General features: G+C 61.8%; 23 protein-coding genes and 1 tRNA gene. 15 read left to right on the plus strand and 9 right to left on the minus strand.

The window, feature by feature from the left end; all coding sequences use genetic code 11:
* Nucleotides 1-12: 12 nt before the first annotated feature.
* A complete protein-coding gene (locus tag IDM28_RS06130; protein ID WP_101317446.1) occupies nucleotides 13-486 on the minus strand; it encodes a peroxiredoxin in 474 nt (157 codons plus the stop codon).
* Between the two features lie 10 nt (nucleotides 487-496).
* A complete protein-coding gene (locus IDM28_RS06135) occupies nucleotides 497-1,057 on the minus strand; it encodes a glycine cleavage system protein R (RefSeq protein WP_101317448.1) in 561 nt (186 codons plus the stop codon).
* A 260-nt stretch (nucleotides 1,058-1,317) separates the two neighbouring features.
* Here IDM28_RS06135 and dapA point away from each other — a divergent pair, with 260 nt between their 5' ends.
* From dapA to mqo, 7 genes are all read left to right on the plus strand, one after another.
* Entirely contained in the window at nucleotides 1,318-2,196 is an 879-nt protein-coding gene (gene dapA / locus IDM28_RS06140) for a 4-hydroxy-tetrahydrodipicolinate synthase (protein WP_101317450.1), read from the plus strand.
* Between the two features lie 17 nt (nucleotides 2,197-2,213).
* Complete coding sequence (gene bamC / locus IDM28_RS06145; protein ID WP_101317452.1) at nucleotides 2,214-3,329, plus strand: outer membrane protein assembly factor BamC; 1,116 nt, start codon at nucleotides 2,214-2,216, stop codon at nucleotides 3,327-3,329.
* Nucleotides 3,330-4,088: an MBL fold metallo-hydrolase gene (locus IDM28_RS06150; protein WP_101317454.1), complete on the plus strand. Its 759-nt coding sequence runs from the start codon at nucleotides 3,330-3,332 to the stop codon at nucleotides 4,086-4,088.
* Between the two features lie 29 nt (nucleotides 4,089-4,117).
* Nucleotides 4,118-4,828: a phosphoribosylaminoimidazolesuccinocarboxamide synthase gene (gene purC, locus IDM28_RS06155; RefSeq protein WP_101317456.1), complete on the plus strand. Its 711-nt coding sequence runs from the start codon at nucleotides 4,118-4,120 to the stop codon at nucleotides 4,826-4,828.
* A gap of 92 nt (nucleotides 4,829-4,920) precedes the next feature.
* Nucleotides 4,921-5,010 (plus strand) — tRNA-Ser (locus IDM28_RS06160).
* Between the two features lie 572 nt (nucleotides 5,011-5,582).
* Entirely contained in the window at nucleotides 5,583-5,774 is a 192-nt protein-coding gene (locus tag IDM28_RS06165; RefSeq protein WP_101317458.1) for a DUF4223 family protein, read from the plus strand.
* Between the two features lie 348 nt (nucleotides 5,775-6,122).
* Nucleotides 6,123-7,760, plus strand: coding sequence for a malate dehydrogenase (quinone) (gene mqo, locus IDM28_RS06170; protein ID WP_101317460.1), 1,638 nt, complete (start codon nucleotides 6,123-6,125; stop codon nucleotides 7,758-7,760).
* 317 nt (nucleotides 7,761-8,077) lie between these two features.
* Here mqo and IDM28_RS06175 read toward each other — a convergent pair whose 3' ends face one another.
* Nucleotides 8,078-8,413, minus strand: coding sequence for an ArsR/SmtB family transcription factor (locus IDM28_RS06175; RefSeq protein ID WP_101317462.1), 336 nt, complete (start codon nucleotides 8,411-8,413; stop codon nucleotides 8,078-8,080).
* 50 nt (nucleotides 8,414-8,463) lie between these two features.
* Between IDM28_RS06175 and xenA the strand changes: the two genes are divergently transcribed.
* Nucleotides 8,464-9,555, plus strand: a complete 1,092-nt coding sequence (gene xenA / locus IDM28_RS06180) for a xenobiotic reductase XenA (RefSeq protein WP_150571477.1) — start codon at nucleotides 8,464-8,466, stop codon at nucleotides 9,553-9,555.
* A gap of 97 nt (nucleotides 9,556-9,652) precedes the next feature.
* On the opposite strand, the gene IDM28_RS06185 is transcribed toward xenA, so the two are convergent.
* The 4 genes from IDM28_RS06185 to IDM28_RS06200 all read right to left on the minus strand — a co-directional run bounded on the left by IDM28_RS06185 (nucleotide 9,653) and on the right by IDM28_RS06200 (nucleotide 13,150).
* Complete coding sequence (locus IDM28_RS06185; protein ID WP_181106050.1) at nucleotides 9,653-10,537, minus strand: LysR family transcriptional regulator; 885 nt, start codon at nucleotides 10,535-10,537, stop codon at nucleotides 9,653-9,655.
* A gap of 81 nt (nucleotides 10,538-10,618) precedes the next feature.
* Complete coding sequence (locus IDM28_RS06190) at nucleotides 10,619-11,518, minus strand: bestrophin family protein (protein ID WP_150571992.1); 900 nt, start codon at nucleotides 11,516-11,518, stop codon at nucleotides 10,619-10,621.
* A gap of 21 nt (nucleotides 11,519-11,539) precedes the next feature.
* Nucleotides 11,540-12,544 (minus strand): GTP 3',8-cyclase MoaA, encoded by a 1,005-nt coding sequence (gene moaA, locus IDM28_RS06195; RefSeq protein ID WP_103436467.1) that lies wholly within the window; start codon nucleotides 12,542-12,544, stop codon nucleotides 11,540-11,542.
* 147 nt (nucleotides 12,545-12,691) lie between these two features.
* Nucleotides 12,692-13,150 carry an Lrp/AsnC family transcriptional regulator gene (locus tag IDM28_RS06200; RefSeq protein ID WP_101317474.1) on the minus strand — a complete coding sequence of 153 codons (459 nt, stop codon included), beginning with the start codon at nucleotides 13,148-13,150 and terminating at the stop codon, nucleotides 12,692-12,694.
* Nucleotides 13,151-13,310: 160 nt separating this feature from the next.
* Between IDM28_RS06200 and IDM28_RS06205 the strand changes: the two genes are divergently transcribed.
* The gene (locus tag IDM28_RS06205; RefSeq protein WP_188035594.1) at nucleotides 13,311-14,492 is read left to right on the plus strand and encodes a trans-sulfuration enzyme family protein; all 1,182 of its coding nucleotides are present in this window, start codon (nucleotides 13,311-13,313) and stop codon (nucleotides 14,490-14,492) included.
* Nucleotides 14,493-14,556: 64 nt separating this feature from the next.
* Here IDM28_RS06205 and IDM28_RS06210 read toward each other — a convergent pair whose 3' ends face one another.
* Entirely contained in the window at nucleotides 14,557-14,793 is a 237-nt protein-coding gene (locus tag IDM28_RS06210) for a YdcH family protein (protein WP_101317476.1), read from the minus strand.
* A gap of 262 nt (nucleotides 14,794-15,055) precedes the next feature.
* Between IDM28_RS06210 and IDM28_RS06215 the strand changes: the two genes are divergently transcribed.
* The 4 genes from IDM28_RS06215 to IDM28_RS06230 all read left to right on the plus strand — a co-directional run bounded on the left by IDM28_RS06215 (nucleotide 15,056) and on the right by IDM28_RS06230 (nucleotide 19,219).
* Complete coding sequence (locus IDM28_RS06215) at nucleotides 15,056-16,696, plus strand: phosphoethanolamine transferase (protein ID WP_188035561.1); 1,641 nt, start codon at nucleotides 15,056-15,058, stop codon at nucleotides 16,694-16,696.
* Nucleotides 16,697-16,781: 85 nt separating this feature from the next.
* Nucleotides 16,782-17,915, plus strand: a complete 1,134-nt coding sequence (gene rnd, locus IDM28_RS06220) for a ribonuclease D (protein ID WP_188035562.1) — start codon at nucleotides 16,782-16,784, stop codon at nucleotides 17,913-17,915.
* Entirely contained in the window at nucleotides 17,912-18,205 is a 294-nt protein-coding gene (locus IDM28_RS06225; protein ID WP_188035563.1) for a YcgL domain-containing protein, read from the plus strand. The genes rnd and IDM28_RS06225 overlap by 4 nt, the downstream gene beginning before the upstream one ends.
* Before the next feature lie 81 nt (nucleotides 18,206-18,286).
* The gene (locus IDM28_RS06230; RefSeq protein ID WP_188035564.1) at nucleotides 18,287-19,219 is read left to right on the plus strand and encodes a D-2-hydroxyacid dehydrogenase; all 933 of its coding nucleotides are present in this window, start codon (nucleotides 18,287-18,289) and stop codon (nucleotides 19,217-19,219) included.
* 49 nt (nucleotides 19,220-19,268) lie between these two features.
* Here IDM28_RS06230 and IDM28_RS06235 read toward each other — a convergent pair whose 3' ends face one another.
* Nucleotides 19,269-19,862, minus strand: a complete 594-nt coding sequence (locus IDM28_RS06235; protein ID WP_150571483.1) for a nitroreductase family protein — start codon at nucleotides 19,860-19,862, stop codon at nucleotides 19,269-19,271.
* 145 nt (nucleotides 19,863-20,007) lie between these two features.
* On the opposite strand from IDM28_RS06235, the gene IDM28_RS06240 reads away from it, so the two are divergent.
* A complete protein-coding gene (locus IDM28_RS06240) occupies nucleotides 20,008-20,457 on the plus strand; it encodes a YcgN family cysteine cluster protein (protein WP_101317488.1) in 450 nt (149 codons plus the stop codon).
* Between the two features lie 41 nt (nucleotides 20,458-20,498).
* Complete coding sequence (locus IDM28_RS06245; protein ID WP_188035565.1) at nucleotides 20,499-21,707, plus strand: hypothetical protein; 1,209 nt, start codon at nucleotides 20,499-20,501, stop codon at nucleotides 21,705-21,707.
* The last annotated feature ends 156 nt before the right edge of the window (nucleotides 21,708-21,863 follow it).

Consider the following 21,863-nt stretch of genomic DNA (forward strand, 5'->3'; position numbering starts at 1 on the left):
CCCCATACAGTTTCAGGCCTGATTCAATGCCTGCGCCGCTGCAAGCACGGCATCGACATGTCCTGGCACTTTCACGCCGCGCCATTCCTGGCGCAGAACACCGTCCTTGTCGATCAGGAAGGTGCTGCGGTCAACACCCATGTATTCCTTGCCGTAGAGCTTCTTCAGCTTGATCACGTCGAACAGCTGGCAGAGCGCCTCGTCCTTGTCGCTGATCAGCTCGAAGGTGAAGCCTTGCTTGGCCTTGAAGTTCTCGTGCGACTTCAAGCCGTCACGCGAGACGCCGAACACCACGGTGTTTGCCGCGGCAAACGCGTCGAGTTGATCGCGAAAGCCCTGGCCTTGAGTGGTGCAGCCGGGGGTGCTGTCCTTGGGGTAGAAATACAGCACCACCTGCTTGCCCTTGAGCTCAGCCAGGCTGACGCTCTGGCCGCTGGTGGCCTGGGCCTGGAAGTCGGCGACAGGTTGATCGAGGGTTACCGCCATGTGAGGCTCCTTACACCGGGTTTTGAGGGCGCCATGGTTCGATCAGGGCATCCAGATTCAGCGCATCGGCAAAGTCCAGGAACTGATCGCGCAGCCAGCTGATCTGGGTGCCAGCCGGCAACACCACGGTGAACTGGGCGTTGAGCATGCTGCTGCCGGTCTGCGGCGCCAGGTAGGTATCGCAGGTCATGGCTTCGAGCTCGACGTTGTGGTCGAGGAAGAACTGGCACAGCTCGTTGATGATGTCCGGGCGATAGGCGGCGCTGACATAGGCCACATAAGGCAGGGCCTGCGGGCGCACTTCCTGATCGGCGCTGCGCACCACATCAAGGGTCAGGCCGTGCTTCTTGCCCAGGCCCGGCAGGGTGGCTTCAAGGCGGGCAAGGGCATCCCAGCTGCCACCGACTTGCAACACCAGGGCGCTGGTTTCGCCGTGGCGCGACAGGCGCGAGGTGACTACCGCGCAACGATTGTCGACGGCGGCGCGGCTGAGAACGTTGGCCAGCTCCATGGGATTGGGGCCCAGGGCACTGATGACAAGGAATTGTTCGCGGACTGTGGGGGTGGACATGCAGCATTCCTAAAACGATGAGCGGTCGGTGCAGGACCTGGGACAGCCTCCGTTACAGCAAGGTTCTGAGCCGATTGCAGCGGCTGTAGACACCCGCGGGAGGCACTGTCGACGGCCCGGCGGGCCGCTCTGCACTGATCAAAGGATCAAGGGTAGCGAAAAGCAGCGCCGAGGGGAATGCTCCGCCCGCCAGCTTTGCTTGTGCAAGGCCGATGGCGCCAGTACCATTACCGCTCTCTTTTTCCGGCAGGAGCAGTTACATGATTGCGGGCAGTATGGTGGCACTGGTCACTCCCATGGATGCACAAGGGCGTCTGGACTGGGACAGCCTCGGCAAGCTTGTAGACTTCCACCTGGAAAAAGGCACTCATGCGATCGTCGCCGTCGGTACCACCGGCGAGTCGGCCACCCTCGATGTCGAAGAGCACATCCAGGTCATCGAATTTGTAGTCAAGCGTGTCAACGGCCGTATTCCGGTCATCGCCGGCACAGGTGCCAACTCCACCTCCGAAGCCGTGCACCTGACCCAGAACGCCAAGAACGCCGGTGCCGACGCCTGCCTGCTGGTGGTGCCGTACTACAACAAGCCGACCCAGGAAGGCCTGTATCAGCACTTCAAGCTGATCGCCGAGTCGGTCGACATCCCGCAGATTCTGTACAACGTGCCCGGCCGCACCTCCTGCGACATGCAGGCCGAGACCGTGATCCGCCTGTCCACCGTGCCGAACATCATCGGTATCAAGGAAGCCACCGGCGACCTGGTCCGGGCCAAGGCCATCCTCGATGGCGTCAGCAGCGACTTCATCGTGCTGTCGGGTGATGATCCGACCGCGGTCGAGCTGATCCTGCTCGGCGGCAAGGGCAATATCTCCGTTACCGCCAACGTCGCCCCGCGCGAAATGGCCGATCTGTGCGAGGCCGCACTGGCCGGCGATGCCGACAAGGCCCGCGCAATCAACGAACAACTGATGCCGCTGCACAAAGACCTGTTCTGCGAAGCCAACCCGATTCCGGTGAAGTGGGCGCTCGTGGAAATGGGCCTGATGCACAAAGGCATTCGCCTGCCACTGACCTGGCTGAGCGAGAACTGTCACGAAAAAGTCCGTACTGCCTTGAGCAAGTCCGGCGTACTGGTTTAATCGAGGAAGTACACCGCATGAAGCGATTGGCTGGTCTATCCGCCCTTGCCCTGATCATTTCCAGCACCAGCGGCTGCGGCTGGCTGTGGGGCGACGAGGGTTATTTCCGCGACCGCGGTAGCGATTACCTGCAGGCGCAACCGACCGCGCCGATGCAGCTGCCGGCAGACGTGGCCAACGTCAAACGCCTCGATCCGCTGTTGCCGATCCCGCGTAACGTTGCCGACGACACCGCCACTGGCGAATACGAAGTGCCGCGTCCGCAGCCGCTGTCGGCTGCTGCCGACATCAGCGACTTTACCCTGCAGCGCAGCGGTAACAGCCGTTGGGTGCTGGCCCAGCGTTCGCCTGCCGAAGTCTGGCCGGTGGCGCATCAGTTCTTTGAAGACAACGGCTTCCGCATCGCTGAAGAGCGCCCGCAGACCGGCGAATTCACCACCACCTGGCAGCGCTTCGACGAACTGTCGGCTTCGCTTGGCCAGCGCCTGGCCAGCTCGGCCAGCAGCGCCGAGAGTGAAGTACGTGTTCGCGTACGCATGGAACCCGGCGTGCAGCGCAACACCTCCGAGGTGTTCGTGGTCAGCGTCGAGCGTCCGGCTGGCAGCACTGCCCAGACCGATTTCCCGAGCAACTCGACCAACACCGGCGTCGATGCGCTGCTGGTCGACGAGATGCTCGCCAGCATGAACCGCAGCGCCGAGAAGGGCGGTTCGGTTTCGCTGCTGGCTGAGCGCGACTTCGATGCCCCAAGCCGGGTCAGCCTGAGCGAAGACGGCAGCGGCAACCCGGTGCTCAACGTCGGTTCCGACCTCGACCGCGCCTGGTCTGGTGTCGGCCGTGCGCTGGAGCAGGGCGAATGGCGCGTTGAAGACATCAACCGCAGCCTGGGCCTGTACTACATCAACTTGTCCGAGAAACCCGAAGACAAGAACAACCAGCCCGGCTTCTTCAGCCGCCTGTTCGGCAGCGAGCCGACCCAGGAAGAGCGTGAAGAGCGCGCCGAGCGTTATCAGGTACGCCTGAGCAAGGTTGGCGAGAGCGTGCAGGTAACGGTCGAGAAAAACATCAACACCGTGGCCCCGGCCGATGTCGCCCGCCGCGTGCTGAGCGCCATTCAGGACCGTTTGGGTTAAGTGCGCTTCGCAGTACTTGGAAGCGGCAGCCAGGGCAACGGCACGCTGATCGCCAGTGGTGATACGTACATCCTGGTCGATTGCGGGTTTTCCCTGCGGGAAACCGAGCGGCGCCTGGCGCTGCTCGGGGTCTCGCCAGCACAGCTGAGCGCGGTGCTGGTCACCCACGAACATGCCGACCACGTGCATGGCGTGGGTTTGCTGTCGCGGCGCTACAATGTACCGGTCTACCTCAGCCAGGGCACCTTGCGCGGCTTGCGCAAGCCGGTCGAGGTCGCCGGTTTTCTCGGTTGTGGTGACAGCATCAGCATCGGCGCGCTGCAGGTCAGCGCGGCGCGGGTCGAGCACGACGCCCATGAGCCGCTGCAGTACGTGCTTAGCGATGGTCGCCGGCGCTTCGGCATGCTCACCGACCTGGGCTGCTACGACGCTCGGCTGCTGGAGCGCTATCAGGGTCTGGATGCCCTGCTGATCGAAGCCAACCATTGCCGCGACTTGCTTGCCCGCGGTCACTACCCGCACTTCCTGAAGTTGCGCGTAGGCGGCAGCCAAGGACATTTGAACAACCACCAGGCCGCCAACCTGGTGGCCGAGCTGGGCTGGCAGCACCTGCAACACCTGGTGCTGGCGCATCTCAGCAGCAAGAACAACCTGCCACAGCTGGCCCGTCAGTGCTTTGTCGACGCCCTTGGGTGCGACCCGGACTGGCTGCAAGTGGCGAATCAGGAACATGGGCTCGACTGGCGCGAAATCGCCTAGCCCACCAACTCAAGCAAGCGGAGCCCATCATGGAAAAACGCGACGAACTTTACCGCGGCAAGGCCAAATCGGTTTACAAGACCGATGACGCCGACCGCTTGATCCTGCTGTTTCGCAACGATACCTCGGCGTTCGACGGCAAGCGCATCGAACAGCTCGACCGCAAAGGCACGGTGAACAACAAGTTCAACGCCTTCATCATGCAAAAGCTTGAAGAAGCCGGCATCCCGACTCAGTTCGACAAGCTGCTGGGCGACAACGAGTGCCTGGTGAAGAAGCTCGACATGATCCCGGTCGAATGCGTCGTGCGTAACTACGCCGCCGGCAGCCTGGTCAAGCGTCTGGGTGTGGAAGAGGGCATCAAGCTCGAACCATCGACCTTCGAACTGTTCCTCAAGAACGACGAGAAGGGCGACCCGTTCATCAACGAATCCCACGTTGTGGCTTTCGGCTGGGGCACCGCCGAGCAGCTGGTCGAGATGAAAAAGCTGTCGCTCAAGGTCAACGAAGTGCTGAGCAAGCTGTTCGATGACGCCGGCCTGCTGCTGGTCGACTTCAAGCTCGAGTTCGGCGTATTCCACGGCCAGATCGTCCTCGGCGACGAGTTCAGCCCGGACGGCTGCCGCCTGTGGGACAAAGAAACCCGCAAGAAGATGGACAAGGACCGCTTCCGCCAGGGTCTGGGCGACGTGATCGAAGCCTACGAAGAAGTTGCCAAGCGTCTGGGCGTGCCGCTGTAAGGCCCGCTGTGACGCAAGCGTTTGATACCACGCGAATTTTTTTCAGATAAAGGTTTGCCTTTTACGAAATCGCTGGTATGATGCGCGCCATTGGAGAGATGCCGGAGTGGTCGAACGGGACGGATTCGAAATCCGTTGTACTGGCAACAGTACCTAGGGTTCAAATCCCTATCTCTCCGCCATACATCGAAAAGCCCCGCAGATGAAAGTCTGCGGGGCTTTTTGTTTTTGCGTTATCTGAAATGTGCGCAGGCATGGTGTTACCGTACTTCCTGATTTCATTTTCATAAGTGGTATGAGAAGACCTTCGCTAATGAGCTCTACTTGCTCTCATGCACCAAACTAATATGCCGCGTATGCGTGACTTGAATCAGTAAATTTAGTTGCTTTTTTACTTGCATGAAAATCGCCGTTTGAACCACTGGCTTCCCCCCGTTGCATAAAAGACCGCGGTCATCTCTGCTGATGCTGGTCGGCACCGGCCGCTGCGCCGTCAACGGCTGGGCAGGTTCAAGATTACGGTTCGGAAAGGGATTACAAGAAATGCAAGCTCTGTGAGTTCGACATGTTGAGAGGTTTTGTTGGTGTGAAGAGTAGCGTCAGAAGCCTTATATTTTTTCGTTGGCTCGCCAGATCTATCGCTCAAGCATTACTAAGCTCACTAACACGGTATTTGACTTGGATCCAATGCGCAGAAACTGTATGATCCCGCCGCCGTCAGTACGATGGCGCATGATCATTTAAAGGACTTAGTATGAAAAAGCTGTTCAAAGCTACCGTCGCTGTAGCCGTCGTATCGGGTGTTGCGCTGCTGTCGGGTTGCACCGGCCAGGTCTACAACCAGCAAAAGAATTGCTCTTACGACTACCTGTTCCACCCTTCGGTTTCGGTCTCCAAGATCATTGGCGGTTGCGGCCCGATCGACAAGCTGCCACAGCAGCAGTAATTCCAGATCGTTGATGGGGCCGTTCGCGGCCCCGTCCAAGACCCTCGGCCATCCACGTGGCCGGGGGTTTTTGTTGTCTGGCGTTTACTCGGGCCACGGCCGCCCCGCGACATTCGGCCACTGAGACATCCCGTCACCTTGCCTGCCACTTGCGAATTTGTTTGTGCTGGCATTTCGGTTACAATCGGAAAAACGTTTCAGCCCTGGCCGGTCAATTCGACCTTAGGCTGGCGTCCCTGTTTCTCAAGCTGCTGACTCCAATGATCAATAAAAAGCGCGCGCTGAAGGACATGGATAAACGAGGCCCTGCCTAGGCCTTCCTTACGTGCTATCGATTGGAATTGATCAATGTTCAAGAAAGCTGGCAAGACCCTGCTGGGTCTGGCTGTCGCGGCGAGCCTGATGCAGGCGCACGCCGATGAAGCGAAGAAAGTAGACGTGCTGCTGGTTGGCGGCGGCATCATGAGTTCGACCTTGGCGGTCTGGCTCAATGAGCTGGAGCCGAGCTGGTCGATGGAGATGGTCGAGCGCCTGGATGGCGTCGCTGAAGAAAGCTCCAACGGCTGGAACAACGCCGGTACCGGTCACTCTGCGCTGGCCGAGCTGAACTACACGCCAATGGATAAAGACGGCACCGTCAATATCTCCAAGGCCATCGAGATCAACGAATCGTTCCAGATATCCCGCCAGTTCTGGTCGTGGCAGGTCCGTCAGGGCGTGTTGAACAACCCGCGTTCGTTCATCAACACCACGCCGCACATGAGCTTCGTGTGGGGCGACGACAACATCAAGTTCCTCAAGAAGCGTTACGACGCGCTGCAGGCCAGCCCGCTGTTCCGTCCGATGCAGTACTCGGAAGACAACGCGCAGATCGCCAAGTGGGTCCCGCTGATGATGGAAGGGCGTGATCCTTCGCAGAAGCTGGCCGTGACCTGGACGCCGATCGGCACTGACGTCAACTTCGGCGAGATCACCCGTCAGTTCGTCAAGCACCTGCAAACCCGGGAAAACTTCGACCTGAAGCTGTCCACCGAAGTGCAGGACATCACGCGTAACGAAGATGGCTCGTGGCACGTTGAGTACAAGAACCTCAAGGACGGCAGCAAGTCGGCCACCGACGCCAAGTTCCTGTTCATCGGTGCTGGCGGCGGCGCGCTGAAGCTGCTGCAGAAGTCGGGCATCCCGGAAGCCAAGGAATACGCAGGCTTCCCGGTCGGCGGCTCGTTCCTGGTGACCGAGAACCCTACCGTGGCCATGCAGCATATGGCCAAGGCCTACGGCATCGCCTCCACCGGCGCGCCACCCATGTCGGTGCCGCACCTGGACACCCGCGTGCTGGATGGCAAGCGCGTGATTCTGTTTGGCCCATTCGCCACCTTCTCGACCAAGTTCCTCAAGAACGGTTCGTACCTCGACCTGCTGAGCAGCACCACGCTGCACAACGTCTGGCCGATGACCAAGGTAGGTGTTGATCAGTATCCGCTGGTCGAGTACCTCGCTGGCCAGCTGATGCTGTCTGACGATGATCGCTTCGCGGCGCTGCAGACCTACTTCCCGAACGCCAAGAAAGAAGACTGGCGCCTGTGGCAAGCTGGTCAGCGCGTGCAGATCATCAAGCGTGACGAAGAAAAAGGCGGCGTACTCAAGCTGGGTACCGAAGTCGTGACCTCGCAGGACCGCAGCATTGCCGGCCTGCTGGGCGCTTCGCCAGGCGCTTCGACTGCGGCACCGATCATGCTCACCGTGCTCGAAACCGTGTTCAAGGAAAAGGTCGCAACGCCTGAGTGGCAAGCCAAGCTGCACGAAATCGTGCCAAGCTACGGCACCAAGCTGAACGATTCGGCTGCTGCTGTGCAGAAAGAGTGGAACTACACCGCTGAAGTGCTGCAACTGGAAAAACCACCGGTTATCGATCAGAGCGTTGGCACTGATACAACCGTGAGCAAGCCAGTTGAAAGCAACCCTGCGAGCGACATGGCGCTGTAATCAGGCTTTAGCTGCGCGGTAACCATTTGCCGCTACGGCAACCAGCCCATAAAAAACCACGAGGTGCTGCCTCGTGGTTTTTTTATGCCTGCGGTTTGCGGTTCAGGCTTGAACTGAATTTGAGTCATGCGGAGTACCTTGTCTGGTGTCTGAATTCAAACCTGTGCGGTCGGCAGATCTGCGGCTTGCCACCAAGTCCCCGCTGGACGGCGCATGCTGTGCCTTGTGATCAGTAGAGAAGGGCGCTTCGAACGGCGTTCATTACGCCTGCTGCGCGAGCCGATGGGCTGCGCAGGGGGAGAGGATGCGGCGGTTACTCAGCGCTGGCGCAGGATGCACTCGAGCAGGCCGGGGAAGCGGCTGTCGAGCATTTCGCTGCGCAGCGAATTCATGTGCGTGGTGCCGACATTGCGCGTCTGCACCAGGCCCGCATCACGCAGCACGCGAAAATGATGAGACATGCTCGACTTGGGCCGGCCGCCATCCAGCTCGCCGCAAGTGGCTTCGGTGACACCCGCCAAATGGCGCACGATGGCCATGCGCACGGGGTCGCTCAAGGCGTATAGCACGCGTTCGAGGATGAGGTCTTCACAGCTTGGATGTTTGTAGGCTCGCATGGTCGACATGATAACGGGGCTTTCATTAATTGCCATAGTTCGATTATGATCGAACTATCGTATACCCAACCTGCTGGAGCTGGCTCATGTCTGCATTGTTCGAACCCTACACCCTCAAAGACGTCACCTTGCGCAACCGCATTGCCATTCCACCGATGTGCCAGTACATGGCCGAAGACGGCATGATCAACAACTGGCACCACGTGCATCTGGCAGGAATGGCCCGCGGCGGCGCCGGCTTGCTGGTGGTCGAAGCCACTGCAGTATCGCCAGAAGGACGCATCACCCCAGGCTGCGCCGGGATCTGGAGCGACGCCCACGCCGAAGCGTTCGTACCGGTGGTGAAGGCGATCAAGGCGGCCGGTTCCGTACCCGGCATCCAGATCGCCCACGCCGGGCGCAAGGCCAGCGCCAATCGCCCATGGGAAGGTGACGACCATATCGCCGCTGACGACGCCCGCGGCTGGGACACCCTGGCACCGTCGGCAATTGCCTTTGGCGCCAACCTGCCGAAAGTGCCAAAGGCCATGACCCTGGACGACATCGCTCGGGTCAAACAAGACTTTGTCGATGCTGCGCGCCGCGCCCGTGACGCCGGTTTCGAGTGGATCGAGCTGCACTTCGCCCACGGCTACCTCGGCCAGAGCTTCTTCTCCGAGCACTCCAACCAGCGTACCGATGCTTACGGCGGCAGCTTCGAAAACCGCAGCCGCTTCCTCCTCGAAACGCTGGCGGCCGTGCGTGAAGTCTGGCCTGAGCATTTGCCGCTGACCGCCCGCTTCGGTGTGCTGGAATATGATGGCCGCGACGAGCAGACCCTGGTCGAGTCGATCGAACTGGCCCGTCAGTTCAAGGCCGGTGGCCTCGACCTGTTGAGCGTCAGCGTTGGTTTCACCATCCCCGACACCAACATCCCGTGGGGCCCGGCCTTCATGGGCCCGATTGCCGAGCGCGTGCGCCGCGAAGCAGGCCTGCCGGTGACTTCGGCATGGGGCTTCGGCACGCCGCAGCTGGCTGAAGGCGCCCTGCAAGCGGGTCAGCTGGATCTGGTTTCGGTAGGCCGTGCGCACCTGGCTGACCCACACTGGGCCTACTTCGCCGCCAAAGAGTTGGGCGTGGACAAAGCCTCGTGGACCCTGCCAGCGCCGTATGCGCATTGGCTGGAGCGCTATCGTTAAGGCTCGCCCTAACGCCAGCCAGCACCGTTAACCACGCGGGGCAAGTCCGAGCAGCACAGCGCTGCGAGACTGGCCCCGCGTTTTTTGTGGCTAGCAGTTACTGGCCAAACACTATCCGTGCCTGGTTAAAGCACTGCTCGGCAATCGCCGACCTCGGCTCGCTGCGGCGCAGCAGCAGGCCGACCGGGCTGAGCACGCTGGCCTCGGTGATGGGGGTGATGCGCATGTGTTCGCTCAAATCCTCCAGCCCGCAGTTGAGCGGCATCACTGCGCAGCACATGCCGCTGGTGATGGCCTGGATCAGCTGGAAGGTCGAGTCGCTTTCCAGCACTGCCAGTGGCGCAAGGCCGCGGCTGCGAAAGCTCAGGTCCAGCGACTGGCGGTAATGCATGCCCTTGCTGAGCAGCCCCAACGGCAGATCCCCCAGCTCATCCCAGGCCAGCTCGCTTTGCTCGAACTGATAATGGCGGGTGTCGTGCAGCAGGCCCATGGTGGTGGTGCCCAGTTCGATCACGTCGAAAAAACTTGAGTTGACCTGATCCAGATAGCAGATTCCCAGGTCGAGCTGATTGCGGCTGAGGCCATCGACAATCTGCTCGGAGGTACTCGAGCTGAGCTGAAACTGCAGCTCGGGAAACTTCTCCCGCAGCGGCACCAGCAGCGCCATTGGATTGAAACTGGCCAACGGCACGCTGCCCAGGCGCAGGCTACCTACCACTTGGCCGCGGCAGCTGGCCGCTTCGGCCTGGAGACCGTCATGTGCGGCCAGCAGTGTCCGCGCCCAAGCCAGAATGCGTTCGCCGGCCTCGGTGAAACCCTCGAAGCGCTGGCCACGTTCGACCAGCACCAGGTCAAGTTCTTCTTCCAGATTACGCAGGCGCATCGACAAGGTCGGCTGGGTGATATGGCACAGCGCAGCGGCCTGACCGAAGTGCCGGGTCTGGTCCAGGGCGATAAGAAACTTGAGCTGCTTGATGTCCATGGGGCGGCCTGCGCAATCGGAATGCGTTGACCTTAACCAAGTTGAGCGGGGCTAGCCATTGTTTAGTCGCCGCCGCCCGGTTCAGCTGAGCACGTGATCGACCGGCATCAGCGCTGGCGGCAACGGCTCGTGGCCAAGCGCCGCAAGCACGTCGCGCTCCAGGGTGCGCACCAGTGAGTCGGTGGGCAGGTCGTTTTCGTCGCGGCCGAACGGATCTTCCAGCTCGTTGCCGATCGCATCCAGGCCAAAGAACGTGTAGCTGACGATGGTGGTGAACAGCGGCGCCAGCCAGCCCAAAGGTTCTGCCAGGGCGAACGGTAGCAGCAGGCAGAAGATATAGATGGTCCGGTGCAACAGCAGGGTGTAAGGGAAGGGTAGCGGCGTGCCCTTGATCCGTTCACAGGTCGCCTGCACTTCGGCCAGGCCAACCAGACGCTGTTCGAGCAGGGTGTAGCGCCATTCGCTGATCTGTTGCGTCTGCGCCAGCTCCGAGCAGCGCTGGCCGATGTTACGCAGGATGCTGTCGCAGACGTTGTGCGGGCTTAGTGAATGCGCCGGGTTCAGCCACGGCTGCGCCGCGCCGAGGGCATCCTCACCGCGCAATCCAGCGTTCAAAGCATGGGCAAAGCCGCACAGGCTGCGCAGTAACTCGCGGCGCAGCTCGGGGTCGGCAATCGCCACGCTCTCGCGCACGAACGAGCGCACCTCGATGAGCATCCGCCCCCAGGCCTTACGGCCCTCCCACCAGCGGTCATAACAGGCCGTGTTGCGAAAACTCATGAAGATCGACAGCGACAGGCCGAGCAAGGTGAAGGGCGTGGCGCTGACCGGCGAGAACATCTCTGGATAATGCCGCTCGACCAGCACGATCAACGCCGCCAGCAAGGTAACCAGCAGGCAGCGCCAGGCAATGCGCTTGACGATCGAGCCTTTCAGGGTGAACAGCACACGCAGCACATCGGGCCGGGAATGGACGATCATGGGGATCCAGAGGCGGTTGGGTCAGCCGCCAGTCATGTTCATGAAGCGCAGGATCTGCACCTCGCCGCCTACTTCGAAGTGGTGGCGGTAAGGCTTGAGCTGCACCGCTTCGCGGATGGCATGCTCGAGGCGCTCGGCGTCGCCTGGGTGCGCACGCAGCACCTGTTTCAGGTCCAGCGAATGCTCGTTGCCCAGGCACAGCAGCAAGCGGCCCTCGACGGTCAGGCGGACACGGTTGCAGGTGGCGCAGAAGTTGTGGCTGTGCGGCGAGATGAAGCCGACCCGCGTCTGCGCTGCCTCGGCCAAGCGCCAGTAGCGCGCCGGGCCCTGCGATGATTCGGCAGATTCGATCAGGCTGAAGTGCGCCGCGAGGCGGTCGCGCACATCATCGCTGGAATAGAACGACTCGCCGCGCTGATGCTCGCTGATCACGCCCAGCGGCATCTCTTCGATGAAGGTGATGTCCAGCTCACGGTCGATGGCAAAGCGCACCAGATCGACCAGTTCGTCATCGTTGCGACCCTTGAGCACCACGCAGTTGAGCTTGATCCGCTTGAAGCCGGCGCGGCGCGCGGCGTCGATGCCGGCGATGACCTGGGCCAGATCGCCGGTGCGGGTCAGCTGGCGAAAGCGCTCCGGGTCGAGGCTGTCGAGGCTGATATTGAGGCGGCTGAGGCCGGCGTCGAACAGCGGCTGCGCCAGCCGGTCGAGCTGCGAGCCGTTACTGGTCATGCACAGTTCACGCAGGCCGGGCAGGGCGGCAATGCGCCGACATAGGTCGACGATGCCCTGGCGCACCAGTGGCTCGCCGCCGGTCAGGCGGATCTTGCGCGTGCCGAGGGCGACGAAGCGTTCGGCTACCTGATACAGCTCTTCAAGGCTGAGAATCTGCTGGCGCGGCAAGAACTGCATGTCTTCGGCCATGCAATAGACACAACGAAAATCACAGCGGTCGGTGACCGACATCCGCAGGTAGTCGATTTTTCGGTTGTAGCCGTCGATCAGGGCCTGGCCGTTGGGTTCCACAATCGCGCTCGCGTCTAAGGAGGGTCGGCCGGTTGGCCGCAGGGCAGTGAGTCCAAGCTATAACCTGTACCCGACGCCGTCAAATTGCTTTGTCCACTCGGTTGATCGGCGCGCTCTATCAGCCGTTCAAACCAATTGATCGACGCATCAGCGATGCACCGGATAGGCCGTGGTGTACTTCATCTGTTCCATGGCAAAGCTGGAGGTGATGTTCGACAGGCCATCGGTGCGGGTGATCAGCTTCTTGTAGAAGCGGTCGTAGGCGGCAATATCGCTGACCACCACCCGCAGCATGTAATCCCAATCGCCAGACATGCGGTAGAACTCCATGACCTCCTCGAAGCCGCTGACGGTGGCGGCAAATTGCTCGAGCCAGGCATTGTCGTGGCGCTGGGTCTTGAGCTGGACGAACACGGTCAGACCCAGGCCCAGGCGTTGCGGATCAAGCAGTGCGACGCGGCCGAGAATATAGCCATCATCCTGCAGGCGCTTGACCCGCTTCCAGCATGGGGTGGTGGTGAGGTTGACCGCTTCGGCCAGCTCCTTGAGCGAGGTGGAGGCGTCGCGTTGGAGCAGGGTGAGGATGTGCTGGTCGAAACTGTCCATGCCGGTGCGTCGCCTTGCCGAGAAAAATATGCTCCAGACTAGCCGTTAACGAGCACGAATAGAATGCTGGGGCCGGGGTATCGCACGCATCCGCCTGCGCTCGGCCAATCGCGGCGGATATGCGATAGTGACGGCCATCAACCCCGCCTTCTACCAGTCACTGGGCCCGATCATGTCCGACAAACCGCGCAACTTCGCCACGCGTACCATTCACGCTGGCGAGCAATTCAGCGTTGCCGACAACGCCATCTTCCCGCCGATCTACACCGCCAGCTCGTACATCAAGCGCGGCCTCGACGATAACCCCGAGTACGCCTACAGCCGCGTTGCCAATCCGACCCGGCATGCCTACGAGAGCTGCGTGGCGGCGTTGGAAGAAGGGCTTGGTGCGGTCGCCTGTGCTTCCGGCGTCAGCGCCACTTCGACAGTGCTCGAGTTGCTCGACAAGAACGCTCACGTGGTGGTGATGAACGGCGTCTACGGCGGCACCTTCCGCCTGCTCGAAGACTACCGCAGCCGCACCTCCGGGCTGACCACCACCTATGTCGACCTGAATGACCTGGACGCCCTGGCAGCGGCGATTCGCCCGGACACGCAGCTGATCTGGATCGAGTCGCCGACCAATCCGCTGCTGCACCTGGTCGATATCGAAGCGGTGTGCAGCCTGGCCCGTGCCCGCAGTATCCTCACCTGCATCGACAACACCTTCTGCTCGCCGTGGAATCAGCAGCCGATCACCCTCGGCGTGGACCTGGTGATGCACTCGGCGAGCAAGTACATCGGTGGCCACTCCGACCTCACCGGCGGAGTCGTGGTGGCGGCCAACGCCGAGTTGCTGGCGCGCCTGCGCAAGATCAGCATGGCCGTCGGTGCCGTGCAGGGGCCGTTCGATTGCTACCTGGCCCTGCGCGGACTGAAGACGCTGGACGTGCGCATGGAGCGCCAAAGTGCCAATGCCCTACGGGTGGCGCAGTTCCTAGAGAGCCATCCGCTGGTCGACAAGGTGTTCTATCCAGGTCTGCCCAGCCACCCGCAGCATGAGCTGTGCAAGCGCCAGATGCGCACGGGCGGCGCGGTGGTGACCTTGCAGGTGAAGGGTGATCGCGAGGCGCTCAAGCGCTTTGTCGACGCGCTGTCGATCTTTGTCCTGGCCGATTCGCTGGGCGGCGTCGAGAGCATGATCAACCATTCCTGGAGCATGTCGCACAACTCGCTGAGCCCAGAGCAGAAAGGCGTGATGGGGATTACCGAGGGCCTGTTGCGGCTGTCGCTGGGGATCGAGGACTGCCGCGATCTGATCGATGATCTGCAAGGCGCCTTGCAGGCCAGCGCCGCAGTCTGAGGCTTTGTTGATCGCCATCGCAGGCTTGCCCCGCGATGGCGGTTTTACAGTTGTTGCAGCCGGGTCAGGACTTGGCTGGATGAATGATTCGTTCGATCTTGTCCTTGATCAGCAGCCGCTCCTTGCGCAATAGCGTGACGGTGTCATCGGTGGCGGCGGTGCGTTCAGCGACGTCCACCTCTTTGTCCTTGGCCTGGTAAGCCTTGTGTAGCTTGAGCAGCTCCGGGTCCTTGGCGCTCAGTGCGTGAAAGTCGTCAGGCTGGATGCTGAGGTCTGCGAACAGATCATGCGGTACGGGCATTTCTTCACCTCCGTCAGGGGTTGGACACTGGTGCAGAATCTTGAGGATAGCCGCGTTTGCCAAAGACGTGGGTGGGGGTGGTCTGGCAGCGGTTGGCTGAACGTCGGCTGAATGAAAGGTAAACACGTGTAATTGTTGCTGGATGTCAGAGTTTGTTGGCGGGTTTTTCACAAAAAAACGATGGTCTGCTTCCCACAATCCGCTTCGAATTGCCACGCGCTGAGTCGCGCCTGGGCCAACATCAAACTCGATAGCGAAGACCATGCTGAAACTCGACAATCTGCGGACCGAATGGGTCACGTTACTGGCCAGCCTGTACCTGTTGATTGGCTTCAACAGCCTGCTCTGGAGTCACCTCCAGACGGTGGTGCCGCCAGGGTTGACGGGGCTTTGGCTGATGCTGGCGTTTGCCCTGCTGATGCTGTTTGCGTTCAACCTGGTGTTGACCTTGATTGCCTTCAAGTATGTGTTGAAGCCGGTCTTGATGGTGCTGTTTGTCAGCGGTGCGGCAGTGGCTTACTTCATGAATCAGTACGGTGTGCTGATTGATGCAGGCATGTTCCGCAACGTTGCCGAGACCAACATCAGCGAAGTGCGTGATCTGCTCTCGTTGAAGTTCATCGGCTATATCGTGCTGCTGGGTTTGCTGCCGGCCGCACTGGTGTGGAAGGCGCCGATCGCCTATCGCCCGTGGCACCGCGAAGTGTTCGGCAAACTGCTGGTCGGGGGGGCCTGTACGGTGGCGTTGGGCGCGGTGGCCCTGGCTAACTATCAGGGCCTGTCTTCGCTGTTTCGCAACCACCACGAAATCCGCCTGATGCTCACCCCAAGCAACGTTGTTGGCGCCTCGTTTGGCTATGCCAGCGAGCGGTTGGGCAGTGCGGCCGCGCCGTTTCAGCGCTACGGCGAAGACGCCCGCCGCGATGCCGCTGCCTGGCAGCAGCACAAGCGCAAGTCGCTGACGGTGTTGGTAGTGGGTGAAAGCGCCCGCGCGGAAAACTTTGGCGTGCTCGGTTATAGCCGCGATACCACCCCGCGCCTGAGCAAGGAAGACGGCCTGCTGGGCTTCACCGATGTGCATTCGTGCGGCACCGAAACCGCTGTCTCGGTGCCGTGCATGTTCTCCGGCATGCCGCGCAAGGACTACGATGCCAGCGTCGCCCGTAACCGGGAGGGGCTGCTGGACATGCTCCAGCGCGCCGGCCTGACGGTGCAGTGGCGTGACAATCAATCAGGCTGCAAGGGTACCTGCGACCGCGTGCAGTTCGTCGACGTCAGCAACCTCAAGGACCCCGCCCTGTGTGCCGGCGGCGAGTGCCACGACGAAATCCTCCTGCAAGGCCTGGCCGAACTGCTCGACAGCCTCGACCAGGACACCGTGCTGGTCCTGCACCAGATGGGTAGCCACGGCCCTGATTACTACAAGCGTTATCCGCAAGCGTTCGAGCGATTCACCCCGGTGTGCCACAGCAACGCCCTGAACCAGTGCGATCAGCAGGCAATCATCAATAGCTACGACAACACCCTGGGTTACACCGACCACGTGCTGGCCTCGCTGATCGACCTGCTGCGCAGCCGTCAGGACAACGTCGACACCGCCATGCTGTACCTGTCCGACCACGGCGAATCGCTGGGTGAGTACAACCTCTATCTGCATGGCACGCCGTACATGCTGGCGCCCGAGCAGCAACGCCATGTGCCGATGCTGGCGTGGTTCTCCGACAGTTACCGGCAGGACTTTGGCCTCGACAACGACTGCCTGGCGCGCCTGCGTGATGCCCCGCTGAGCCAGGACAACCTGTTCCACTCGATGCTCGGCCTGCTGCAGGTGCACAGCGCGGTCTACCAGCAATCACTGGACTTGTTCGCCGGCTGCCGGCCGTGGCTGGCGGCTGGCCGCTGACAGCAGCGCCGGGCGATGGTCGCCATGTTTCGCGTGCGCGGCCCACGGCGTATATACTGCGCGCCACTGTTTGTGGGAGAGCCTCGTGGCCAACGAAATACACTGGATCTGTGACGACCAGAGCCTGGCCGAGCACTGCCGGACCTGGCGCGAATTGCCCTTCGTAGCGCTCGACACCGAATTCATGCGGGTAGACACCTTCTACCCCAAGGCCGGGCTGCTGCAGGTTGGCGACGGTCAAAAAGCCTTTCTTATCGACCCGTTGCGGGTTCGTGACTGGCAGCCTTTGGCTGACCTGCTCGAAGACCCGCAAGTGGTCAAAGTGGTGCATGCCTGCAGTGAGGACCTTGAAGTTCTCCTGCGCCTGACCGGCAAGCTGCCACAGCCGTTGTTCGACACCCAGTTGGCCGCAGGTTACCTCAACATCGGTTTCTCGATGGGTTACTCGCGCCTGGTGCAGGACGTGCTCGGGCTCGATCTGCCCAAGGGCGAAACCCGCTCTGATTGGCTGCAGCGGCCTCTGTCGGAAACCCAGGTCAGCTACGCCGCCGAAGACGCCGTGCACCTCGCCGAGCTGTTCATCGCGCTGCGCCCGCGGCTGTCCGATGACAAGTACGCCTGGGTGCTGGAAGACGGCGCCGAACTGGTTGCGCAGATGCGCCGTGAAGTCGAGCCGCAGCTGCTCTACCGTGAGGTCAAGCTGGCCTGGAAGCTGTCGCGTCAGCAGCTGGCAGTCCTGCGTGAGCTGTCGGCCTGGCGCGAGCTTGAAGCGCGCCGCCGCGACCTGCCGCGCAACCGCGTGCTGCGTGAGCATTCGCTGTGGCCGATCGCCAAGACCCAGCCAGATAGCCTCTCGGCCCTGGCCAAGATCGATGACATGCACCCGCGCACCCTGCGTCAGGACGGCGAGTTCCTCCTGCAATTGATCAAGCAGGCCGGCAGTGTGCCGGCTGAGCAGTATCCGCCAGCGCTGCCTGAGCCATTGCCGATCGAAGCCTCGGCCATCCTCAAGCGCCTGCGCGCCATCGGCCAGGCCGAAGGCGAGCGGCTGGGCATCGCCCCGGAGCTGATGCTGCGCAAGAAAACCCTCGAGGCGCTGCTCAAGAGCGGCTACCCCAATGGGCCCTATCAACTGCCCGATTCGCTGCGCGGCTGGCGTCGCGAGCGGATGGGCCAGGCGCTGCTGGATGATCTGGCCGCGCTCGGAGAATCCTCATGAAACGCATCTGCTCGATCTACAAGAGCCCGCGCAAAAGCGAAATGTACCTTTACGTGCTCAAGGCCGACGGCCTGGAGCGGGTCCCAGCAGGTTTGCTGCCGGCCTTCGGTACGCCGATTCACGCCTTCGACCTGGTGCTGTCGCCGGAGCGCAAGCTGGCCCGGGAAGACATCGAACAGGTGCTGAACAACCTCGAGGCCCAGGGCTACCACCTGCAGATGCCGCCGCTCGAAGACGAGTACATCGAGCACCTGCCTGAAGAGCTGCTGCGCCGCAACGACCCGGTCTGATAGGCCCGCGCTGCCCATCGTTCGCCCAAGCGGCCCGCTACTCGGGCCGTTTTCCGTTATCTGCCAAGGTTGTCTTTTGAGATGCGCGTTCTGATCGCTGAACAGGATCATGCCAACTATGCCGGCCTGCTGGCCGCTGCCGCCCCCGACCTTGAAGTGCTGACCAGCGGTAACTCCGCCGAGTTGGCGCTATTGGCGCCGCAATGCCCGGTGTGGCTGGGTCAGCCAGACCTGCTGGCGACCCTGCTGCGCCAAGGCCATAAGCCAGAATGGGCGCAGTCGACCTGGGCGGGGATTACCCCGCTGCTGGCTGACGGCCTGACGCGTGACTACCGCCTGACCCGCGCTGTGGGCATCTTTGGCCAGGTCATGGCCGAATACATGCTGACCTACATGCTTGGCCACGAGCGCGAGGTATTGTCGCGCCTGGTCAGCCAGGTCGAGCGGCGCTGGGATGAACGCCCTGGGCACAGCCTGCAAGGGCGCCAGGTGCTGATCGTTGGCACGGGCGATATCGGCCAGCGTGTGGCGGAGTTTCTTGTGCCGTTCGGGGTGACCCTGTACGGCGTTGCCAGCAGCGCCCGCGAGCAGGCGCCGTTTGTTGAAGTGGTTGGGCTCGATCAGCTGCCACAGCGAGTCGAGCAGGCTGATCACGTCATCAACCTGTTGCCTGATACCCCGGCCACCCATGACCTGTATAACGCCGCGCTGTTCAAACGCTTCAAGCCCAGTGCGTTGTTGATCAACGCTGGTCGCGGTGTTTCGGTGGTGGACGCCGACCTGGTCGCAGCGTTGAAGGAAGGCCATCTGGCCGGCGCCGTGATCGACGTATGCCGGCAGGAGCCGCTGCCGCAACAACATCCGTTCTGGACGGCGTGGGGTTTACTGCTGACCGGGCACAGCTCCGCGCCGACCTCGCCTACGGCGATGGTGCGTTTGTTTGTCGAGAATCTGCGGGACTATTTAGCGGGGCAGGCACTGCGCGGCGAGGTGGATTTCCAGCGCGGTTATTGATGTGTAGCGCGGGGCGTCTGGAGCAAGCGTCGCCTCGCGCTGCGGTAGATCAGAGGCTGAAATCGCCTTCTGCAGCCAGCTCGGCCAGTGGCTTGCGCGGGCTAGGTACTTCACGGGCCTGCAGGCCTTCGGCGAGCGTGGCCTTGTCGCCCAGCTTGCCGATCGCGACCATCGCCTGCAGCTCATAGCCTTCGGGGATCTTCAGTTGTTCGCGGGCCATCGCCTGGTCAAAGCCGGCCATGCCGTGGGTGTGCCAACCGCTGAGGCTCGCTTGCAGCGCCAGGTGGCCCCAGGCCGAACCGGTATCAAATGCGTGCCACAATGCTGGCGACTCTTCGCTGGCACCGGGTGCGATAAAGCTGGTCTTGGAAATCACCAGCACCAGCGCCGAGGCGTGCTGGGCCCAGCTGCGGTTGAACGGCACCAGCAGCTCCAGGTAGCGCTGCCAGTTTGGCGTGTCGCGACGGGCATAAAGGAACCGCCACGGCTGCGAGTTATAGGCCGAAGGCGCCCAGCGCGCCGCTTCGAAGAAGCTCAGCAGGGTTTCTTCGCTGATCGGCTCGGGGTTGAATGCGCGGGGCGACCAGCGATTGATGAACTGTTCGTTGATGGCGTAATCGGCAACGCGTGGGTTGGCGCTCATGACAGCTCCTGCAAGACACAAGGGGAAGCCGGCACGCTACTGCGTCTGGACACCCCTGACAAGCGGTCTGGCTTTGCCCAAGGCCAGGCTCTAGACTGGCGCCGCCGCCTGCTGCGGCCCAAGAACAACTGCGAGAAACCGTGTGATGATGGCCCAGACTGCGCCCTTCTGGCAGCGCAAGACGCTCGATCAACTCGACCCGCAAGAGTGGGAATCACTCTGCGATGGCTGCGGCATGTGCTGCCTGCAGAAACTCGAGGACGAGGATGACAACAGCGTCTACTACACCCGCATTGCCTGCAAACTGCTCGATCTGAACAGTTGCCAGTGCAGCGACTACCCTAATCGCTTCAAACACGTGCCCGACTGCATCCAGCTCACCCCGGGCAAGGCCGATCAGTTCAAATGGTTGCCGCCGACCTGTGGCTATCGGCTGGTCAGCGAAGGCAAGGACCTGCCCGCCTGGCATCATCTGGTCTGTGGCGACCGCACCCAGGTGCATGAGCAACGTATTTCGCAGTCCGGGCGCATGCTCAGTGAGAACGATGTGGCTGAAGACGACTGGGAAGACCATTTGATTTTCCGCGCCGGCTGAGCCGTGCGGTGACTGGCCTGTGCCGAACAAGGAGTTTGTCTATGCGTTGCCCTTTGCTGCTTGTTCTGGCGCTGGCGGCTTGCTCGCCAGCCTGGGCCAAGAAGGTCGATCTGGATTACCAGGTGCGTCTGCTGCCCAACAGTGGCCAGGCCGAAGTACGCCTGACCCTGGCTGATGGCAGCGCGGTGCGTAGCCTGGATTTTGCCTTGGGCAAGGCCAATGCCTACAGCGGTTTTCAGGCCGATGGCCAGTGGTCACAGCAGGGGGAGCGTGGCGTGTGGCGCCCGGCTGCGGGCAAGACCAGCCTCAGTTACCGCGTACGGCTCGACAGTGCTGCGTCGGGTGGTGCCTTCGAGAGCCGCATGACCGCGCATTGGGCGGTGTTCCGTGGCGATCAGTTGGTGCCGCCGGCACGTCTTGATCAACAGGACGGCACCGAGTTGGTAGCGCGCCTGTCAGTCGAGCTGCCGCCCGGCTGGAGGAGCGTGGAAACCGCCTGGCCGCGGATCGGCCAGCACAAGTTTCGTATCGATGATGTCTCGCGCCTGTTCGATCGGCCGACTGGCTGGATGCTCGCCGGTAACCTCGGCAGCCGCCGCGCGCGCCTGGGCGAAACCGACGTCACCGTGGCGGCGCCGCAAGGGCAGGGCATGCGCCGGATGGACACGCTGACGTTGCTGACGTTCGTCTGGCCTCAGTTGCAAGCGGTGTTCCCGCGCAATCCGCCCAAGTTGTTGCTGGTTGGCGCACGCGATCAGATGTGGCGGGGCGTGCGTGGCGAGCACAACTCATTGTTCATCCACAGCAACCGCGCCTTGATCAGCGAGAACGGCAGCAGCCCACTGCTGCGTGAGCTGGTCCAGCTGTTTGCGCAGATCAAGGTGCGCGATGACAGCGACTGGATCAGTGAAAGCCTGACGGACTACTACGCCACAGAACTGCTACGCCGGGCCGGCGGCATCAGTGATGATCGCTATGATGCCTGGCAGGCACGCCTGCACAAACAGGGCGCCAAGGTCACTAGGCTGGTGGCCAGGCAGGCTAACGCCGGGCAGATCGCGCGAGGCGTGCAGGTGTTGCAGGCATTGGATCGGGAGATCCGCCTGCACACTCAGAATAAACGCTCACTGGACGACGTCACCCAGGCGTTGATGCGCATGCCGAGTGTGAATACGGCAGAATTCATCCAGATCAGCGAGAGCGTGCTTGGGCGCAGCTCAGACGTGCTTCAGAGCAAATTGCTACGCTAGCCCTGCTTGCACGCAGTTGGTGTAGGAGCGGCCTTGTGTCGCGAAAGGGTCGCATAGCGACCCCGGCATTTTGTGGTGCTGCACAAATCCTGGGGCCGCTGCGCGACCCTTTCGCGACACAAGGCCGCTCCTACACAGGGCGTGTTACAGCTTCGG

The sequence above is a fragment of the Pseudomonas sp. EZ-C24 genome (assembly GCF_014525325.1).
Classification (GTDB): Bacteria; Pseudomonadota; Gammaproteobacteria; order Pseudomonadales; family Pseudomonadaceae; genus Aquipseudomonas; species Aquipseudomonas shirazensis.

Coding starts and splice junctions, on each gene's coding strand:
- IDM28_RS06130 (WP_101317446.1), bottom strand. CDS start 486: ATGGCGGTAACCCTCGATCAACCTGTCGCCGACTTCCAGGCCCAGGCC.
- IDM28_RS06135 (WP_101317448.1), bottom strand. CDS start 1,057: ATGTCCACCCCCACAGTCCGCGAACAATTCCTTGTCATCAGTGCCCTG.
- dapA (WP_101317450.1), top strand. CDS start 1,318: ATGATTGCGGGCAGTATGGTGGCACTGGTCACTCCCATGGATGCACAA.
- bamC (WP_101317452.1), top strand. CDS start 2,214: ATGAAGCGATTGGCTGGTCTATCCGCCCTTGCCCTGATCATTTCCAGC.
- purC (WP_101317456.1), top strand. CDS start 4,118: ATGGAAAAACGCGACGAACTTTACCGCGGCAAGGCCAAATCGGTTTAC.
- IDM28_RS06165 (WP_101317458.1), top strand. CDS start 5,583: ATGAAAAAGCTGTTCAAAGCTACCGTCGCTGTAGCCGTCGTATCGGGT.
- mqo (WP_101317460.1), top strand. CDS start 6,123: ATGTTCAAGAAAGCTGGCAAGACCCTGCTGGGTCTGGCTGTCGCGGCG.
- IDM28_RS06175 (WP_101317462.1), bottom strand. CDS start 8,413: ATGGCAATTAATGAAAGCCCCGTTATCATGTCGACCATGCGAGCCTAC.
- xenA (WP_150571477.1), top strand. CDS start 8,464: ATGTCTGCATTGTTCGAACCCTACACCCTCAAAGACGTCACCTTGCGC.
- IDM28_RS06185 (WP_181106050.1), bottom strand. CDS start 10,537: ATGGACATCAAGCAGCTCAAGTTTCTTATCGCCCTGGACCAGACCCGG.
- IDM28_RS06190 (WP_150571992.1), bottom strand. CDS start 11,518: ATGATCGTCCATTCCCGGCCCGATGTGCTGCGTGTGCTGTTCACCCTG.
- IDM28_RS06200 (WP_101317474.1), bottom strand. CDS start 13,150: ATGGACAGTTTCGACCAGCACATCCTCACCCTGCTCCAACGCGACGCC.
- IDM28_RS06210 (WP_101317476.1), bottom strand. CDS start 14,793: ATGCCCGTACCGCATGATCTGTTCGCAGACCTCAGCATCCAGCCTGAC.
- IDM28_RS06215 (WP_188035561.1), top strand. CDS start 15,056: ATGCTGAAACTCGACAATCTGCGGACCGAATGGGTCACGTTACTGGCC.
- IDM28_RS06225 (WP_188035563.1), top strand. CDS start 17,912: ATGAAACGCATCTGCTCGATCTACAAGAGCCCGCGCAAAAGCGAAATG.
- IDM28_RS06230 (WP_188035564.1), top strand. CDS start 18,287: ATGCGCGTTCTGATCGCTGAACAGGATCATGCCAACTATGCCGGCCTG.
- IDM28_RS06235 (WP_150571483.1), bottom strand. CDS start 19,862: ATGAGCGCCAACCCACGCGTTGCCGATTACGCCATCAACGAACAGTTC.
- IDM28_RS06240 (WP_101317488.1), top strand. CDS start 20,008: ATGATGGCCCAGACTGCGCCCTTCTGGCAGCGCAAGACGCTCGATCAA.
- IDM28_RS06245 (WP_188035565.1), top strand. CDS start 20,499: ATGCGTTGCCCTTTGCTGCTTGTTCTGGCGCTGGCGGCTTGCTCGCCA.